Below are 15343 nucleotides of genomic sequence, written 5' to 3' on the forward strand. Positions count from 1 at the left end.
CCGGAAAAACTCACGAAAAAATTCAAGGGCATAACGGTGTCGTGGCGGTCAGGTCATCGGCTGCGACGCAAGTCTCCGGAGTAACGGACAAGACCAATGCATAGGTTCACGATCAGCTTGATGGGTGCGTTGCTCGGCATTTCGCTCGTCACGGCCGCGGTCGGAGCCTCCGATGCAAAGGTGGCGCCGATCACCCGGGCCGAGCGCTGCAGCGACCTCAACCGTCAGGTTGACGAAGCCCTCGAAACCCATGCCGCGGCAACGCAGGTCACCGCGGCGAAAGCACTGCAAAGAAAGGGAACCCGGTTCTGCGCCAACAAGAAGCAGGCACAGGGAATCCGGATGCTCGCAAACGCTTTGAAGCTGCTTGGAGTGACACCGAACGACCCGGTTCAGTGACGCTCAAACCCCGACCCGCATAAAAAGGAAATGAAGCCATGAACAAGTCCCTCCTCTCCGCCCTCGGTCTCGCTGTTGCTCTCGCCTTCTCGATGCCGGCTCTCGGCAACGCAGCTGCGACCACGACCGCTGCTCCCGCTGCTTCGACCACCGCGCCGGCGGCTGCGCCTGCCAAGGCTGCTCCGAAGAAGGTCACTGCCAAGAAGACCGTCAAGGCCTGCAAAGTGACCAAGACGCACAAGTGCCCGGTCAAGAAGGCGCCGAAGGCAGCCAAGAAGTCCTGATCCAGGCCTGGCAACAGCCAGCTCTCCTGACAAGGCCGCTCCAGCCGGAATTCGGCTGGAGCGGCCTGGATCGAGCCGGAATACCGGTGACGTCCGATCCCGGCACGCCAAAACTGGTTCAACGGCCGGCGATCCTTTAACCCGATCGCAATGCCGGCCCTGTAGGACAATCCGCATGAAGCGGCTTTCGTCCATTTTGCGCTCAATGGTCATCGGCGGCCTGGTGGTCAGCGGAGTGGCCAAGGTGTTGATCCTGCTCTCGGCCAGCCCGGTGCCGGACCCCGCCAGCGGACGGACCGAGCCGTCACTGTTCGCGCCGAAAATATCCACCGACTGGGACTACATCACGCCCGGGCAGACCTGGCTGCTCATCGTGCTGACGGGCACGGTGCTGATCTGCTTCATCGCCTGGCCGGTCGCGGCCTGGATGGAGCGCCGGGTCGATGCACCCGATACGCGTTCCCGTCCAGAATCGCCATCTGTCGGGACGATGCGGCAGATCCCGCCGCGACGCATGTTCGGCCGGCATGGCCGTTGAACGGCCTGCGGCAGTGACCCACATAGATTTGTCAGAGATCGCGCTGCTGTTTGCCCGATCGAAAATGGACGACCGCTTTCGCCCGTGACAAAGTGAAGGCGATTTTTCGCTTGCAGTTGCCGGGTTTCCAATGCCTGAAACCACCACCACACCGCGCACCAAGACGCAGCCGAAGACCGAACGGCCGAAGCTCTACAAGGTCATCCTCATCAACGACGATTTCACCCCGCGCGAGTTCGTGGTGACCGTGCTCAAGGGCGAGTTCAAATTGAGCGAAGACCAGGCGCAACGGGTGATGATCACCGCGCACCGGCGCGGCGTCTGCGTCGTCGCCGTCTTCACCAGGGACGTCGCCGAGACCAAGGCGACGCGGGCGACCGACGCCGGCAAGGCCAAGGGCTACCCGCTGCTGTTCACGACTGAACCGGAAGAGTGAAGAGCGTTACCGCCCCTCGCGGTACCACATTGAGCCCATCGCCAGAAGCAGCAGGCCGAGGCCGAGGAAGCCGCCGAACAGCGGCACGCGCGATACGGCCTTCAGCACGCTGTCGTCGGTGGTGCGGAGCCCAATCCAGTCGTTGCCGGAGGCCGCACCGGTGGAGCGGACCGGGACGATCGAAGGCAGCGCCACGCCGCCGGCAAGGGTGTCAAGCGTGGACGAAGGCGCCAGCCGGCGCACGCTGCCGCCTGTCGCCTCCGCCGGCGCCTTCAGCCTGTCCTCGGTCGAGATGACGTCGGTGAACTCCGGTGCGTTGATCGGGCCGACATGGGCAAGTGCGGTGAGATCGCCATTGCCGACCTGGTAGAGGCCGATCTCGCTGGTCTGGACGGTGCCGAGGAAAATGCCGGGCTCGGATTTTTCGAGCCTGACGATCAGCGCTTTGCCCGACGGCGTGATCACCTGCGCCGGGCCAGGGTCGTCGCTCATCGTCTGGCGGCGTATTTCCAGCGTCATGCCGCGCCCGTCGGCGGTCAGGCGCTCCTCTTCGAGTTCGGGCTCCTTCATCAGCCAATGGGCGATGCGGCGATAGAGCTGGACATGCGGGCCGCCTCCCTCGAAGCCACGTGCCCAGAGCCAGCCCTGGTCGGACAGAAGCATGCCGACGCGGCCTTCGCCCTTGCGGTCGAGCAGAAGCAGCGGCCGGTTGTCGGCGCCCTTCATCACCACTTCGCCCTCGGGGTTCTCGACGCCGATGGTGCGGAACCAGCGGCTCCAGTGCGGCGGATCGGTGGCCGAGCCGTCCAGCCCGCGCGTTACCGGATGACGCTGGCCGAGCTCGGTGAGGCGCGGGTAGAAGGCCTTGTCGACGACCTCTCCGGTCGGCATCGCCGGCAGCGCCGACATCAGCGGCGTGCGGGCGATCGAGCTTTCGCCGGCATATTCAGGCCCCGCGGCGATCAGCAGCGCGCCACCCTTTTCGACATATTCGGAGATGTAGTCGTAATAGAGGATCGGCAGCACGTCGCGGTGCTGGTAGCGGTCGAAGATGATGAGATCGAAATCCTTGATCCTCTCGACGAACAGTTCGCGCGTCGGAAAGGCAATCAGCGACAATTCGTTGATTGGCGTGCCGTCCTGCTTTTCCGGCGGACGCAGAATGGTGAAATGGACGAGATCGACCGACGCGTCCGACTTCAAGAGGTTGCGCCAGGTGCGTTCACCGGCATGCGGCTCGCCGGAAACGAGCAGCACGCGCAAATTCTCGCGGATGCCGTCGATCAGCGCGATGGCGCGGTTGTTGGCGTCTGTCAGTTCGCCCGGCACGGGGTCGATGGCGAGCTCGACGATGTTGCGGCCGGCGGTCGGGATCGTCACCTGCAGCGGCATCGCCTGGCCGATGGTAGCGTGCTCGACCGACACCTGCTCGCCATTGACCGAGACGCGGACATCGACCGGGCCGGTTTGATTGTCGGTGGCGATGACGCGGTAGCTCATATCGAGCGGCTTGCCGACCAGGCCGAAGCGCGGCGCGTTCTCGAAGCGTATGCGGCGGTCCTTCTCGTGCTCGTTGCCGGTAATCAGTGCGTGCAGCGGCGCATGGAAGTCGGGCTCGCCGGCCGGCGCGTCATGCACCTCGCCATCGGTGATCATGATGGCGCCGCCGATGCGCGAGGGCGGCACGTCGCGGAATGCGCCTTCGAGCGCGCCGAACAGTCTGGTGTCGGTGCGCTCCTCGGCCGCCTCGGACCGGCCGGCCTCGACGACGCGCACGTCGAACTGCTTGAAACGGCCGAGGCGTTGCTGAAGCCCGGCCAGCGCCTCTTCGGTCTGTTTGGTGCGCTCGCCGATATCCTGGCTCTGACTGCGGTCGACGACGATGGCGACGACGCTTTTCAAGGCCTCGCGTTCCTCATCGAGGAAGACCGGGTTGAGCAAAGCGGCGCCGAGCGCGAGCAAAGCGGCGAAGCGGAAGACCGAGCCGCGCTGGCGAAACCACAGACCGACCAGCGCCAGCAACACCAGCGGCGCCAGCACGGCGGCAAGCAGCGGCCAGGACAGAAGCGGTTCGAAGTTGATCGACCAGTTCATGGCTTACTGCCCCAGCCGTTCGAGCAGGACGGGCACATGCACCTGGTCGGATTTGTAGTTACCGGTCAGCATGTACATCATGATGTTGACGCCGGCGCGCAGCGCATAGATGCGCTGCATCGGGTCCGCCGGCACGGTCGGCAGGAGCGGGTCGCCATTCTCGTCGACGGCCCAGGCCCCGGCAAAATCATTGGCGGTGATCAGGATCGGCGAGACGCCGTCGCCGACGCGCACGGGGCGGTTCTCGGTGTTGCTGGCGTCGAGCGAGGCCTCGACCCAGAGCGGACTGCCGGCGAAGCGGCCGGGAAACTCGGGCAGGATGAAGAAGGACTTGGTCAGCACATGGTCCGACGGCACCGGCTCCAGCGGCGGCACGTTGAGATCGCCGAGAATGTCGCGTAGCCGCTCCGTCGCCGGGCTGGTCGAATCGGCGCCGATGCCGTTGGCGAACTGGTCGCGGGTGTCGAACAGAACCGTACCGCCCTGTTGCATGTAGGCATCGACGCGCGCGATCGCCGCTTGGCTCGGCATCGGGGCTGCCGGGTCGATCGGCCAGTAGATCAGCGGGTAGAAGGACAGTTCGTCCTTCGCGATGTCGACGCCGGCCGGCGCTCCGGGTTCGAGCGCGGTCTTTTCGATCAGGAAGCGGGTCAGGCCTTCGAGACCGGCGCGGCTGATCGAATCGACGCCTGGCTCGCCGGTCAGCACATAGGCGATGCGGGTCTTCGCGATGTCCTCGATCGCCTGGGCGTCGCCCGGCTTCGCGTCGTCGGCGAGGGCGAGGTCGGCATGGCCAAAGAGTGCGCCCAGCGCGATCAGCACGGCGGCCGCCGTCGTTGCGGCGGCGCGGCGCGGCCGGCGCGCCAGCAGCCCGCCCATCCAGAACACCGCTAGCGTGTCGAGCACCATCAGCACCAGGGCGGCGGCGACCAGCGCGCCTTTCAGATTGCGCGATTCGTCGAAAGCGTACTGGACGGTGGTGACCGGCAACGAAACTTGAGGCCGGTCCAGCAGCGCGAACGTTCTGTCGGCCTCGAGCAAATTATGGGCGAAGACGCCGGTTTCGGAGCCGTAGAGGCCGGGCGGGTTCTCGAACGTCACCGGCAGCGGCCCGGCGCCGGGCACCAGGGGTCGTGCATCCGGCGTTGGCGGTACCAGATCGCCGTCGGCGGCAATCATGCGGTAGGGCGCCAGCGAAGTGGCGGCGGCTTCGGCGTTGGCGATCGCCGCACCCTGGTTGCGCGACAGCTGCACGATGCGCCTGAGCATCTCGACGAAGCTGCCCGATATCGGCAGGTTGGACCAGGTTGCCTCGGGCGTGACGTGGAACAGGACGAGCGTGCCCTTGCCCTTCTTCAGCCCGGTCACCAGCGGCGTGCCGTCGGCAAGCGTCGCCCAGGTACGCTCGACGATATCGGGTGTCGGCTCGGCCAATACCTGCCTGGTGACGGTGACCTCGGCCGGCGGCGCGAGGTCGGCAAACGGACCGGACTTCGGGAACTCGGTGACCGGCTGCGGCGTCGTCCACGACAAGGCGCCGCCCATCGAGCGTTCGCCGGTGCGCAGCCTGACCGGCAGCAGATCGTCATCATTGCCGGCGGCGGCCAGCCTCGAGCCGGCAAAGCGCACCAGTGTGCCGCCCTTGTCGACCCAATCGACCAGCCTCTGCTTCACCTGTTCCGGAATGGTGCCGACATCGGCCATGACGATCATCGCCGGCTTCTGGTCGAGAAGCTGCGGGATGGCGTCGGCGAGGTCGACACTCGATGGCTCGACCAGATCGGCGAAAGGCTGCAGCGCGCGGCGGATATAGTAGAGCGGCGACAAAAGCGGCTGCGCCTGGTCGGCCTCGGCCTGCGACAACAGCCCGACACGGCGGCGCTTGGAGCTTTCGTCCAGCACCCGCACGGCGCCGGCCTGGTGCTCGCCGTCGAGCGCGATCGAGGCGAAGTCGTTGCGCAGCTCGAATGGCACCGCCATCGTCCCGGTAGCGGTGGATTCGCCCGGCGAGAAGGTCAGCGTCGCGTCGGCGATGCGACGGCCCTTGTCGTCGAAGGCACCGGCGGTGACTTGAGCCGGCGCCGGATCGTTCGGTGCGCGGATGGCGGTGAGCGCAAAGCCGTCGACCTGGTTATCGGCGACCGTGAGGCCGGTCAGCGACAGCCTGTCGGACGTTGCCCAGACGAGGCGCGCCGCGTTTTTCGACAGCAGCGTGTTGAAGGCGGCTTCGTCGCCTTGTGCCGCCAGGCCGTCGGCGAGCACGGCGACACTGGCGCCCGGCAGGCGCTCCAGGGCCGCCGCGACGCGTGCATAGATGGCCGGTCGGTCGGTCGGGATCGGCCGCGGCTTGGCCGCGCGCAGCCGGTCGAGCGCGGTGGCGGCATCGAAGGGTCCGATCTCGGCGTTGGGCTTTTCGGCGGTGAAGGCGATGACGACAGGCACGCCATTCGAACTGGCGTCGGCGATCAGCCGCTGCGCGGTGGCGACGCGCTTGCCCCAGTCGGCCGCACTTGCCCAGTCATTGTCGATGACCAATGCAAGGGCCGAGCCCTCGGCAGGTAGCTTCTCGCGCGGATTGAAGACGGGTTCGGCAAGGGCTGTGACGACAAGGGCGGCCATCAGCAGCCTCAGCAGCGTCAGCCACCAGGGACTCTGATGCGGGGTCTCCTCGCGCTTCAGCACGCGCGCCAGTATCTTCAGCGGCGGAAACACTTCCGTCTGCGGCTTGGGCGGGGTGAGCCGCAACAGCCACCAGATCACCGGCAGCGCCAGCAGGCCCCACAACACCATTGGCACACCGAAGGAAAGCGGCAGCCAGCTCATGCGCTGATCTTTCCGGCATAACTGCTTTCAGCGGTCATCGCCATGTGAATGCGCACCAGCGCTTCGGAAGCCAGCCGATCGGTGTGATTCACGGTGAAGCTCCAGCCGAGCCGCTTGCACCAGCCGGCCAACTCCTGGCGGCGGGCGGTGTAAAGCAGGCGGTAGTCGTCGCCCAGCATTTCGGCGCGGCCGGCGGTCAGCTTGTCGCCGGTCTCGGGGTCGGTGAATTCGGTGCGGCCGGCATAGGGGAAGGTTTCTTCGGCCGGGTCGGCGACCTCGATCAGATGGGCGCGCACGCCGTGGCGGGCGAGCACGTCGAGCCAGGCCATGGTTTCTTCGACCGGATCGAGGAAATCGCTGACGATGACGATGTCGCAGAAGCGGCGGATGCTGGAAAGGTCGGGCGTTGCCGGCAACGCGGCGGCATGGGCGAGGTGGGCCGCAATGCGTTCGGCGCCGTTGCGGGCGGTGAGCGGATCGGTGAGGCCCGGCCAGGCGATGCGTTCGCCGCTGCGCGACAGGAGCTCGGCCATGGCGAGCGTCAGCACCAGCGCGCGCGATTCCTTGGAAACGCTGGCGCCGGCGGATTTGTAGAGCATGGACGGCGAGGGGTCGGCCCAAAGCCATACCGTATGGGCGGCCTCCCATTCGCGGTCGCGTACATAGGTGTGGTCGTCGCGGGCCGATCGGCGCCAGTCGATGCGCGAGGAATCGCCCTCGACATAGGGGCGGAACTGCCAGAAATTCTCGCCGATGCCGCGCTTGCGGCGGCCATGCCAGCCGGCGATCACGGTGTTGACGATGCGGCGCGCCTCGACCAGGAGGTCCGGCACCAGCGAGGCCCGCAACCGGCCACGGGCGAGCGCGTCGCGCGTCGCTACCGGTGCCTGGACCTCGCCTATGCGCGCCATCAGATGCCTTTTGCCAGTTTCGCCACCACGTCGCGCACCGAGGTGCCTTCGGCGCGAGCGGCGAAGGTCAGCGCCATGCGGTGCTGCAGCACCGGCTCGGCCAGCGCACGGATGTCGTCGACCGACGGTGCCAGCCGTCCATCATACAACGCGCGAGCGCGGGCGCACAGTGTCAGCGCCTGACTGGCGCGCGGCCCCGGACCCCAGGCGACGAGCTTGTCGGTTTCGGCATGGCCCTGGCCCGGACGGGCCGAGCGCACCAGCTTGAGGATCGCCTCGACGACGCTTTCCGGCACCGGCATGCGGCGGATCAGCGTCTGAATCTCCTTCAGCCGCGCCGGCTGCAGCACGTTCGCGGCCTTGGCATCCTCGACGCCGGTGGTTTCCAGCAGGATACGGCGTTCTGCCTCGATTTCCGGATAGAGGATGTCGACCTGCATCAGAAAGCGGTCGAGTTGCGCCTCGGGCAGCGGGTAGGTGCCTTCCTGTTCCAGCGGGTTCTGCGTCGCCAGCACGTGGAAGGGCGCCGGCAGATCGTGGCGGGCGCCGGCGATGGTGACGTGGTATTCCTGCATCGCCTGCAGCAGCGCCGACTGGGTGCGCGGCGAGGCGCGGTTGATCTCATCGGCCATCAGCAATTGCGCGAATATCGGCCCCGAAATGAAGCGAAACGAACGCTTGCCGAATTCGTCCTGTTCCATCACCTCGGAACCGAGAATGTCCGACGGCATCAGGTCGGGTGTGAACTGGATGCGGCGGGAATCGAGACCGAGCACGACGCCCAGCGTCTCGACCAGCTTGGTCTTGGCGAGGCCTGGCACCCCGACCAGCAGCGCGTGGCCGCCGGCCAGGAGCGCCACCAGTGTTCGTTCGACGACCGCTTCCTGGCCGAAGATGACCCTGCCAACGCCGTCGCGGATCCTGGAGATGTCGGCCAATGCCTTCTCCGCCTCGGCGATCATGTCTTTTTCGCTGATCGGGCTTTCCTTGATCATCACGCTCATGGCCGCATCGATCCTTGTGTTGGAAATACCGGCTTGCACTTGTCTGTGCCGCAGAATGCCGCGATTCGGCCTCGCATGGCGCCTGCGTTTGAATTTAAATCACAGACTTAGGCTGACAAGCGGAACAACAGTGACTATTTCGTGACCATGACGGAACGCTCCGAACATGCTGAAGAGAGTCTGACGGCCGCCAGGGAAGCGCGCGGACTGGAGGCGCTGATCTCGCGGGCGACGCGCGCCGGCAAGGGTCCGGCGCCGGTGGAGCGCTGGAATCCTGACTTCTGCGGCGATCTCGACATGGAGATCAAGGCCGACGGCACCTGGTTCTATTTGGGCACGCCGATCGGGCGCATGCCGCTGGTGCAGCTCTTTTCCACGGTTCTGCGCAAGGATGCAGACGGTAAGACCTATCTGGTGACGCCGGCGGAAAGGGTGGGTATCCGTGTCGCCGACGCGCCCTTCGTGGCCGTCGAGATGGACGTTTCCGGCGCCGGCGACGACCAGGTCATCACCTTCCGCACCAATGTCGGCGACGTGGTCGAGGCCGGGCCCGGCAATCCGCTGCGCTTCGTCGACGAGGACGCCACCGGCGGCCTGAAACCTTACGTTCTGGTGCGCGGGCGGCTGGAAGCGCTGGTGGCGCGGCCGGTGATGTACGAGCTGGTCGAACATGGCGAGGAAATCGGCATCGGCGGCAGGACGATGTTTGCCGTCCGCTCGAAAGGCGAGGTCTATCCGATCATGCCGGCGGATAAATTGAAGCGGCTGAGCGTGTGATGGACCAGGTGATGCCGGCGCCGTTTTCCACCGCTGATTTTCGCGCGCGCTTCGCCGCGCAGCCGGATGCGCATGCCGGCGACGATTTTGGCGATCATCGCTTCAATCCCGGCCATCCGCGCCTGACGCAAGCCAAGCCACTGCGCGACGCCGCGGTGTTGATCCCGGTGGTCGATCATCAAGGCGATGCGACGGTCTTGTTGACAAAACGGGCCGAGAAGCTGCGTAGCCATTCAGGGCAGGTGGCTTTCCCCGGCGGCACAATCGATGCAACCGATCCCAGCCCGGAGGCGGCGGCGCTGCGCGAGACTTTCGAGGAGATCGGGCTTGGCGAGGATCGCATCGAGATCATCGGCCGCATGCCCGACTATGTCGCGGGCAGCGGCTACCGCATAGCGCCGGTCCTGGGCATCGTGCGGCCGGGTTTCCAGCTGACGCTGAATTCCGAGGAGGTCGATGCCGCCTTCGAGGTGCCACTGCGCTTCCTGATGGACCCGGCCAATCACAAGCGGGACAGCCGCATGTGGAACGATCTCGAATGGTTCTTCTACGACATGCCCTATGGCGACCGGCGTATCTGGGGCGTCACCGCCGGCATCATCCGCACGCTTTATGAAAGGCTCTATGCGTGAGTGCTCCGGTGTCGCTTGCGGGCAGGGCCGACTGGCTCGGCGAAAAGCAGCTGCAGCGACTGCTCGCCGCGCTTTCGGACGGCGGCGAAGCGGCGCGCATTGCCGGTGGTGCGGTGCGCAACGCGCTGATCGGCCAGCCCGTCGCCGATATTGACATCGCCACCACTTGCGTGCCTGAGGAAACCATGCGCCGCGCCGAAGCGGCGGGGTTCAAGACGGTGCCGACCGGCATCGAGCACGGCACCATCACTGCTGTCGCCGGCGGCAAGGCCTATGAGGTCACCACGCTGCGCGCCGACATCGAAACCGACGGGCGGCGGGCAAAGGTGTCGTTCGGGCGCGACTGGAAGCTTGATGCCGAGCGGCGCGACTTCACCATCAACGCGCTTTACGCCGAAGCCGACGGCACCGTCGTCGACCTGGTCGGCGGCATCGCCGACATCGAAGCGCGCCGGCTGCGTTTCATTGGCGATGCGGAGGCGCGCATCCGCGAGGACTATTTGCGCATCCTGCGCTTCTTCCGGTTCTTCGCCTGGTACGGTGATGGCCGACCCGACGCCGAGGGGCTGAAGGCCTGCGCGCGGCTCAAGGAGGGGCTCGGCCAGCTTTCGGCCGAGCGCGTCTGGTCCGAGTTGAAGAAGCTTCTGTCGGCGCCCGATCCGTCACGGGCGCTTCTTTGGATGCGCCAGGCCGGCGTTCTCACCAGCGTCCTGCCGGAGAGCGAGAAATGGGGCATCGACGCCATCCACGGACTGACCAGGACCGAGAAGGAGCTGGGTTGGACGTCGGACCCGCTGCTCAGGCTGGAAGCGATGCTGCCACCGGATGCGGCGCGGATGAAAACGCTTGCCGAGAGGCTGAAATTCTCGACCGGCGAGGCGGATCGCCTGCGCCAATGGGCGCTGACGGCCGCTGTCGAACCCAACGCTACCGAAGGTGATCTGGCGAAAAAGCTCTATCGTGGCGATCGCCAGGGCTTTGTCGACCGGCTGCGGCTTGCGCTGGGCTCGGCGCGGGCGCGGGCTGTCGAGGACAATGCAGCGCTCCTCGACGCCGGCGGCTTTTCGCGCCTGCTTGGTTTCGCTCTGAAGTGGCAAAGGCCCGACTTCCCGGTCAAGGGAGCCGATCTGACCGAGCTAGGCGCTGCGCCAGGGCCGAAGCTCGGCGCCATCCTGAAAAACCTGGAAAGGGAGTGGATCGAGTCCGGTTTTGCGCTTGATCGCGGCGCGCTGCTCGAGCGCGCCGCGGAAGCCTTGAAAGCCAGCTGAGATCAGCTGAGATCAGGCCGCGTCGCGGGCTTTCTCGATGCGTGAGCGGATCGCTTCGACCATCGTCTCGCGGATCACCGTCTCGCCGTGGGTCTCGCGCATGTGCTCAACGGCGCGGCGCATGATCTCGGCCTCCTCGTCGGCCCGCGTATGCCAGTCACAACCGGGGACGAGCGAGCCGCAGTGGAATTCCTTCATGGGATTCTCCTTTTTCCTCCCTGGAGCGGGCGGCAGTTGAGACACGGGCGCTCCAGCACTTTGATCGTTGCATGATCCTTCCGAAACCGGTTCCGATCTTGCTGGGCCGACCTTCGGTTCAGGACATGCTCGGGGGAGCAACCATAACACAAATGCCTGGTTTTGGTTGCCGGCCAGGAACAAAAAGGCGGAGCATCGCTGCTCCGCCCTCTTACGCTACCCCGGAGCAAGACCAGACAAAAGCTGGTCTTGTTCTGGCGAGCAGGCCATCACTTCACGATCTTGACTGCCTCGGCAACTTTGTTCTTGCCGCTCATGTCCCAGGAAACGCGGACCTTTTCGCCGGCCTTCAGGCCAGGATCCTTGAAGGTCTTGGGAAGCGTAAAAGATGATCCATCCTCGAGAACCAGGCTCATGGCCGTTGCGTCAAAGGCCTTGACCGTCCCGGTGGTGTGCTTGACTGCTGCAAAGGCAACCGAGCCGGAGGCGAGAAGGGCGGCCGCGGCGGCCGACACAATGATTTTGCGCATTGCAAAGTACTCCTGGGAAAAGCGGACATCCTTGTCGAGAAGATGATCCGCGTCGTCTTGGGCCGTCCGGTTGCGTCGAGTCGCGGTTTCGCGGGCGAACCGCCGGCGCTTCCCGACCCGAGACGACAAATAACCCAGTTTTTTCAAATGGATATTAGACGAAAAAGAAATCTGTGGTGCCACATTCCCTGCCAGAATTCGGCGAATGGGACGTCATTGCGGCTCACGCCCCGCTCACCGATTTTTTACGGCCATCTTACCTCCGGCGGCAGGCTGGACAGGATCGAGGCGACATTGCCGCCCGTCTTGAGGCCGAAGATGGTGCCGCGATCGTGAAGAAGGTTGAATTCGACGTATCGGCCGCGCCGGATCAGCTGTTCGTCGCGGTCGCCATCGGTCCAGTTCTCATTGAAATTGGCCCGAACCAGATGTCCGTAGACGACGAGGAAAGAACGCCCGACATCCTGGACGAAGTTGAAATCGGCGTCCCAGCCACCTTTGTCGTCGTCCGAATGCAACCAGTCGAAAAAGATTCCGCCGGTACCGCGCGGCTCGTTGCGGTGCGGCAGGAAGAAGTATTCGTCGCACCAGGCCCTGAATTTCGCATGATCGGCGACACCGGCGTTCTTCTCGCAGGCGAACTGCATGGCGCGGTGAAAGGCCAAAGTATCGGGGTCGTCCTGGACGCGGCGGCGGTCGAGCACCGGCGTCAGGTCGGCGCCGCCGCCGAACCACTGGCGCGAGGTGACGACCATGCGGGTGTTCATGTGGACGGCCGGCACGTTGGGGTTCCACGGGTGGGCGATGAGCGAGATGCCGCTTGCCCAGAAGCGCGGGTCTTCCTCGGCGCCAGGCATCTGCTTGCGGAATTCGGGCGAGAACTCGCCATAGACGGTCGAGGTGTGGACGCCGACCTTCTCGAAGACGCGGCCATACATCATCGACATGGTACCGCCGCCGCCCTTGCCTTCGTCGCGCTCCCACGGCGTCTTCTCGAAATGGCCGGGCGACCATGAGGCGAGCGGTCCCTGAACATCCTGTTCGATCTGCTCGAAGGCGGCGCAGATGCGCTCGCGCAGCGTCTCGAACCAAAGCCTGGCCTTCATCTTCTTCTGTTCGATGTCGTCCGGCAGCCCCACGGGTATTTCAGGTCGTTCCAAATGCTGTCTCCAGTCGCAGCCGACAAATGACTCGTCTTTTCCGGGCGCGATCCCTAATCTCTTAAGGGCAAGGGTCAAGTGTCATTAAGGTGCAAGGAGTTGTTTCGTGCGCACCCCGGCAAGACCGAAGCTGGATGGGTTGAAGAAAAGGCTCGATCGTTCGCGCGCCGAGCGCGAGCGCATGCCGCGCGACGGTTTCCTGCGCGAGACCTTCGTCCTGCCGCGCTCCGATGCGCGCCTCAAGGCCAAGGAATGGTTCGAGCGCTTCCCAAAACAGGCCTATTGGACCGAGATCGAAAGCTGGTTCGAACGGCCGGGGGATGTCATCGAATTCACGATCAGGCGGCTACCGGCTGCTGACTAGCTCTCGACCACCAGCCTTCTTGCCCCCGTTCCTTGCTTCGCCAAACGGTCGCCCTTGTTCCTGAGCGGGCATTTGTCGATCGACATGCAGCCGCAGCCGATGCAGTCGGTCAGGCCGTCGCGCAGCTTCTTCAGCTGACTGATCTTTTGATCGAGGCTATCGCGCCAGGCCGTTGAAAGCAGATTCCAATCCTCGCGCGTCGGCGTGCGGCCCTCGGGCAGGGACTGAAGGGCGGCCGCGATCTCGGCCAGCGAGATTCCGACCTCCTGGGCGACCCGGATGATCGCCACCCGCCGCAGCACGTCGCGGCCGTAGCGCCGCTGGTTGCCCGACGTGCGGTGGCTGCGGATCAGCCCACGCGCCTCGTAGAAATGCAGCGCCGACACCGCGACACCGCTGCGCATCGCCACCTGGCCGACCGTCAATTCCGTTACCGGAGCCATCTCGCACTTTCCGCTTGACCTCAAGTTAAGTTGAGCTTGTAGCGAAGAGATCCGAACAAGGCAAATGAGGAGAAGGCGATGTGCGCCTGGGTGAAAATAACGGAAGCAGCTGAGGTCAGCGACAGGGACGGCGGTGCCGCCGGACTCCAGATTCTATCGCAACTGCCGGATCGCCTCACCCGCGACCATGGCGACGGAAAGCGCGACGTTGATGCTGCGCGTGCCCGGCTGCATCGGGATCACCAATCGCGCATCCGCGGCCTCGTGGACCGGATCCGGCACGCCTGCGGATTCGCGGCCGAACAGAAGGACGTCGCCATCGGCGAAGGCAAGGTCGGTGTAGGCGGTCGCGGCCTTGGTCGACAGCAGCACCAGGCGCCGCGCGCCACTTTTGCGCCATTGCTCGAAGGCGTGCCAGTCGACATGCCGGGTCAGCGCCGCTATTTCGAGATAGTCCATGCCGGCCCGTTTCAGCGTCCTGTCGGAGAGCGGGAAGCCGGCCGGTTCGATGATTTCGACGCCGAGACCGAGGCACGCGGCGAAGCGCAGGATTGTTCCGGTGTTGCCGGCGATGTCAGGCTGGTAGAGCGCGATGCGGAGACGATCGTTCATTTCCGCGTCTTGCTAATAAGTGGCAGATCGGCCACAGGGATTCCCCGGTTTCGAAGATTGCTGGACTGGCGGGTGGTCATTTTCTGCGAAGTCGAGTATACGCCTCTCATTGTCAACCCGAACCGATGGAGGGGGAATTCATGATGACCATGCACATCCAGCACCTCTCCTGGGGCCATGTAGGCCCGATGGCGGTTTCGGTACGACGATTCTCCTGACTTTCTAGACTCTGATCGCACCGATTCCCGCCGAACCCAGTTTTCGGCTCTCGAAGGAATCTTGCGATGTTTTTCAAACTGCCAAAGGGGCTCGACGCCCCACCTGAACGTGTCCGGGCCGACGCTTGCCGTCATGCCCTGACCGACGCAATGCGCGCCGACGCCCTCCGTGCCTTTGGCCGAATGCCGGCAGTCGAGCTTGCTTCACCCTTTTTATCGTATTTGCACATGGAGGACGGACCGATGTTCGATCCCTACAAAATACCTGGTTCAAGAAGCCTGCACGAGCGCAAGATGGCGACCTGGGCGCTGCTGATCGGCGAAACCTATTCGTCGGCGGTCCACGCCGAAACGCGCCGGCGTCCGCATCGCGGCATGCTGCCCGATGTCGACTTCTCGCGCGCGGTTCCCGACCCCAGCCGGCCGTCGCTGGTGCGCCGGATCATCAGGATGATCCAGCCGGGGGCGAAGGACCGGGCTGGCGGCATGCCGTCAGGATCGTCAAGCGAGCCTGTCGGCGAAAAGCACGCGAGCCCCTATATTGCGCGAAGCGGGACCAGCGACGCAGATGATTCCGTATCGCTGGTCCCAGGCGCCACGCAGTCCGGGAATTTCGTCCGTTCTCATGCCGCGTGAGCGGAAAAGAGATTTA

The 15343-nt window shown here is 64.9% G+C and carries 18 protein-coding genes; 9 read left to right on the forward strand and 9 right to left on the reverse strand.

Annotated features, from left to right (window positions below; all coding sequences use genetic code 11):
* The first annotated feature begins 96 nt into the window (after nt 1-96).
* The 4 genes from DH08_RS35110 to clpS all read left to right on the forward strand — a co-directional run bounded on the left by DH08_RS35110 (nt 97) and on the right by clpS (nt 1657).
* Entirely contained in the window at nt 97-399 is a 303-nt protein-coding gene (locus DH08_RS35110) for a hypothetical protein (protein ID WP_192183772.1), read from the forward strand.
* 38 nt (nt 400-437) lie between these two features.
* Entirely contained in the window at nt 438-683 is a 246-nt protein-coding gene (locus tag DH08_RS35115) for a hypothetical protein (protein WP_120014725.1), read from the forward strand.
* Nucleotides 684-858: 175 nt separating this feature from the next.
* The gene (locus DH08_RS35120; protein ID WP_192183773.1) at nt 859-1221 is read left to right on the forward strand and encodes a hypothetical protein; all 363 of its coding nucleotides are present in this window, start codon (nt 859-861) and stop codon (nt 1219-1221) included.
* A gap of 130 nt (nt 1222-1351) precedes the next feature.
* Nucleotides 1352-1657, forward strand: coding sequence for an ATP-dependent Clp protease adapter ClpS (gene clpS / locus DH08_RS35125; protein WP_120014723.1), 306 nt, complete (start codon nt 1352-1354; stop codon nt 1655-1657).
* A 6-nt stretch (nt 1658-1663) separates the two neighbouring features.
* Here clpS and DH08_RS35130 read toward each other — a convergent pair whose 3' ends face one another.
* The 4 genes from DH08_RS35130 to DH08_RS35145 are packed head-to-tail and all read right to left on the reverse strand — an operon-like array spanning nt 1664 to nt 8489.
* Entirely contained in the window at nt 1664-3751 is a 2088-nt protein-coding gene (locus DH08_RS35130) for a hypothetical protein (RefSeq protein WP_192183774.1), read from the reverse strand.
* 3 nt (nt 3752-3754) lie between these two features.
* The gene (locus DH08_RS35135) at nt 3755-6574 is read right to left on the reverse strand and encodes a DUF4159 domain-containing protein (protein WP_192183775.1); all 2820 of its coding nucleotides are present in this window, start codon (nt 6572-6574) and stop codon (nt 3755-3757) included.
* Nucleotides 6571-7485: a DUF58 domain-containing protein gene (locus DH08_RS35140; RefSeq protein WP_192183776.1), complete on the reverse strand. Its 915-nt coding sequence runs from the start codon at nt 7483-7485 to the stop codon at nt 6571-6573. Before DH08_RS35140 ends, DH08_RS35135 begins: the two co-directional genes overlap by 4 nt.
* Nucleotides 7485-8489 (reverse strand): AAA family ATPase, encoded by a 1005-nt coding sequence (locus DH08_RS35145; RefSeq protein ID WP_192183777.1) that lies wholly within the window; start codon nt 8487-8489, stop codon nt 7485-7487. The genes DH08_RS35140 and DH08_RS35145 overlap by 1 nt, the downstream gene beginning before the upstream one ends.
* A 147-nt stretch (nt 8490-8636) precedes the next feature.
* Between DH08_RS35145 and DH08_RS35150 the strand changes: the two genes are divergently transcribed.
* The 3 genes from DH08_RS35150 to DH08_RS35160 are packed head-to-tail and all read left to right on the forward strand — an operon-like array spanning nt 8637 to nt 11166.
* Nucleotides 8637-9266 (forward strand): DUF1285 domain-containing protein, encoded by a 630-nt coding sequence (locus tag DH08_RS35150; protein ID WP_192183870.1) that lies wholly within the window; start codon nt 8637-8639, stop codon nt 9264-9266.
* Nucleotides 9266-9898, forward strand: coding sequence for a CoA pyrophosphatase (locus DH08_RS35155; RefSeq protein ID WP_192183778.1), 633 nt, complete (start codon nt 9266-9268; stop codon nt 9896-9898). Before DH08_RS35150 ends, DH08_RS35155 begins: the two co-directional genes overlap by 1 nt.
* Complete coding sequence (locus DH08_RS35160; protein WP_192183779.1) at nt 9895-11166, forward strand: tRNA nucleotidyltransferase/poly(A) polymerase-related protein; 1272 nt, start codon at nt 9895-9897, stop codon at nt 11164-11166. The genes DH08_RS35155 and DH08_RS35160 overlap by 4 nt, the downstream gene beginning before the upstream one ends.
* 12 nt (nt 11167-11178) lie before the next feature.
* Here the strand turns inward: DH08_RS35160 and DH08_RS35165 are convergent, their stop codons facing one another.
* The 3 genes from DH08_RS35165 to hemF form a co-directional block, all read right to left on the reverse strand.
* Nucleotides 11179-11364 (reverse strand): DUF1059 domain-containing protein, encoded by a 186-nt coding sequence (locus DH08_RS35165; protein ID WP_006202582.1) that lies wholly within the window; start codon nt 11362-11364, stop codon nt 11179-11181.
* Nucleotides 11365-11633: 269 nt separating this feature from the next.
* Complete coding sequence (locus tag DH08_RS37260) at nt 11634-12077, reverse strand: DUF1344 domain-containing protein (RefSeq protein WP_345892492.1); 444 nt, start codon at nt 12075-12077, stop codon at nt 11634-11636.
* Nucleotides 12078-12139: 62 nt separating this feature from the next.
* Nucleotides 12140-13054 carry an oxygen-dependent coproporphyrinogen oxidase gene (hemF, locus tag DH08_RS35175; protein ID WP_192183780.1) on the reverse strand — a complete coding sequence of 305 codons (915 nt, stop codon included), beginning with the start codon at nt 13052-13054 and terminating at the stop codon, nt 12140-12142.
* 106 nt (nt 13055-13160) lie between these two features.
* On the opposite strand from hemF, the gene DH08_RS35180 reads away from it, so the two are divergent.
* Nucleotides 13161-13418 (forward strand): hypothetical protein, encoded by a 258-nt coding sequence (locus DH08_RS35180; RefSeq protein WP_120014714.1) that lies wholly within the window; start codon nt 13161-13163, stop codon nt 13416-13418.
* Here the strand turns inward: DH08_RS35180 and soxR are convergent.
* Both soxR and DH08_RS35190 read right to left on the reverse strand, forming a co-directional pair.
* Nucleotides 13415-13861 carry a redox-sensitive transcriptional activator SoxR gene (gene soxR / locus DH08_RS35185; protein WP_192183781.1) on the reverse strand — a complete coding sequence of 149 codons (447 nt, stop codon included), beginning with the start codon at nt 13859-13861 and terminating at the stop codon, nt 13415-13417. The genes DH08_RS35180 and soxR overlap by 4 nt on opposite strands.
* Nucleotides 13862-14014: 153 nt before the next feature.
* Nucleotides 14015-14473: a tRNA (cytidine(34)-2'-O)-methyltransferase gene (locus DH08_RS35190; RefSeq protein ID WP_192183782.1), complete on the reverse strand. Its 459-nt coding sequence runs from the start codon at nt 14471-14473 to the stop codon at nt 14015-14017.
* 461 nt (nt 14474-14934) lie between these two features.
* On the opposite strand from DH08_RS35190, the gene DH08_RS35195 reads away from it, so the two are divergent.
* Complete coding sequence (locus DH08_RS35195; RefSeq protein ID WP_246801237.1) at nt 14935-15327, forward strand: hypothetical protein; 393 nt, start codon at nt 14935-14937, stop codon at nt 15325-15327.
* Nucleotides 15328-15343: the final 16 nt, after the last annotated feature.

It is taken from the genome of Mesorhizobium amorphae, assembly GCF_014843845.1.
In the GTDB taxonomy this organism is placed as follows: domain Bacteria; phylum Pseudomonadota; class Alphaproteobacteria; order Rhizobiales; family Rhizobiaceae; genus Mesorhizobium; species Mesorhizobium amorphae_A.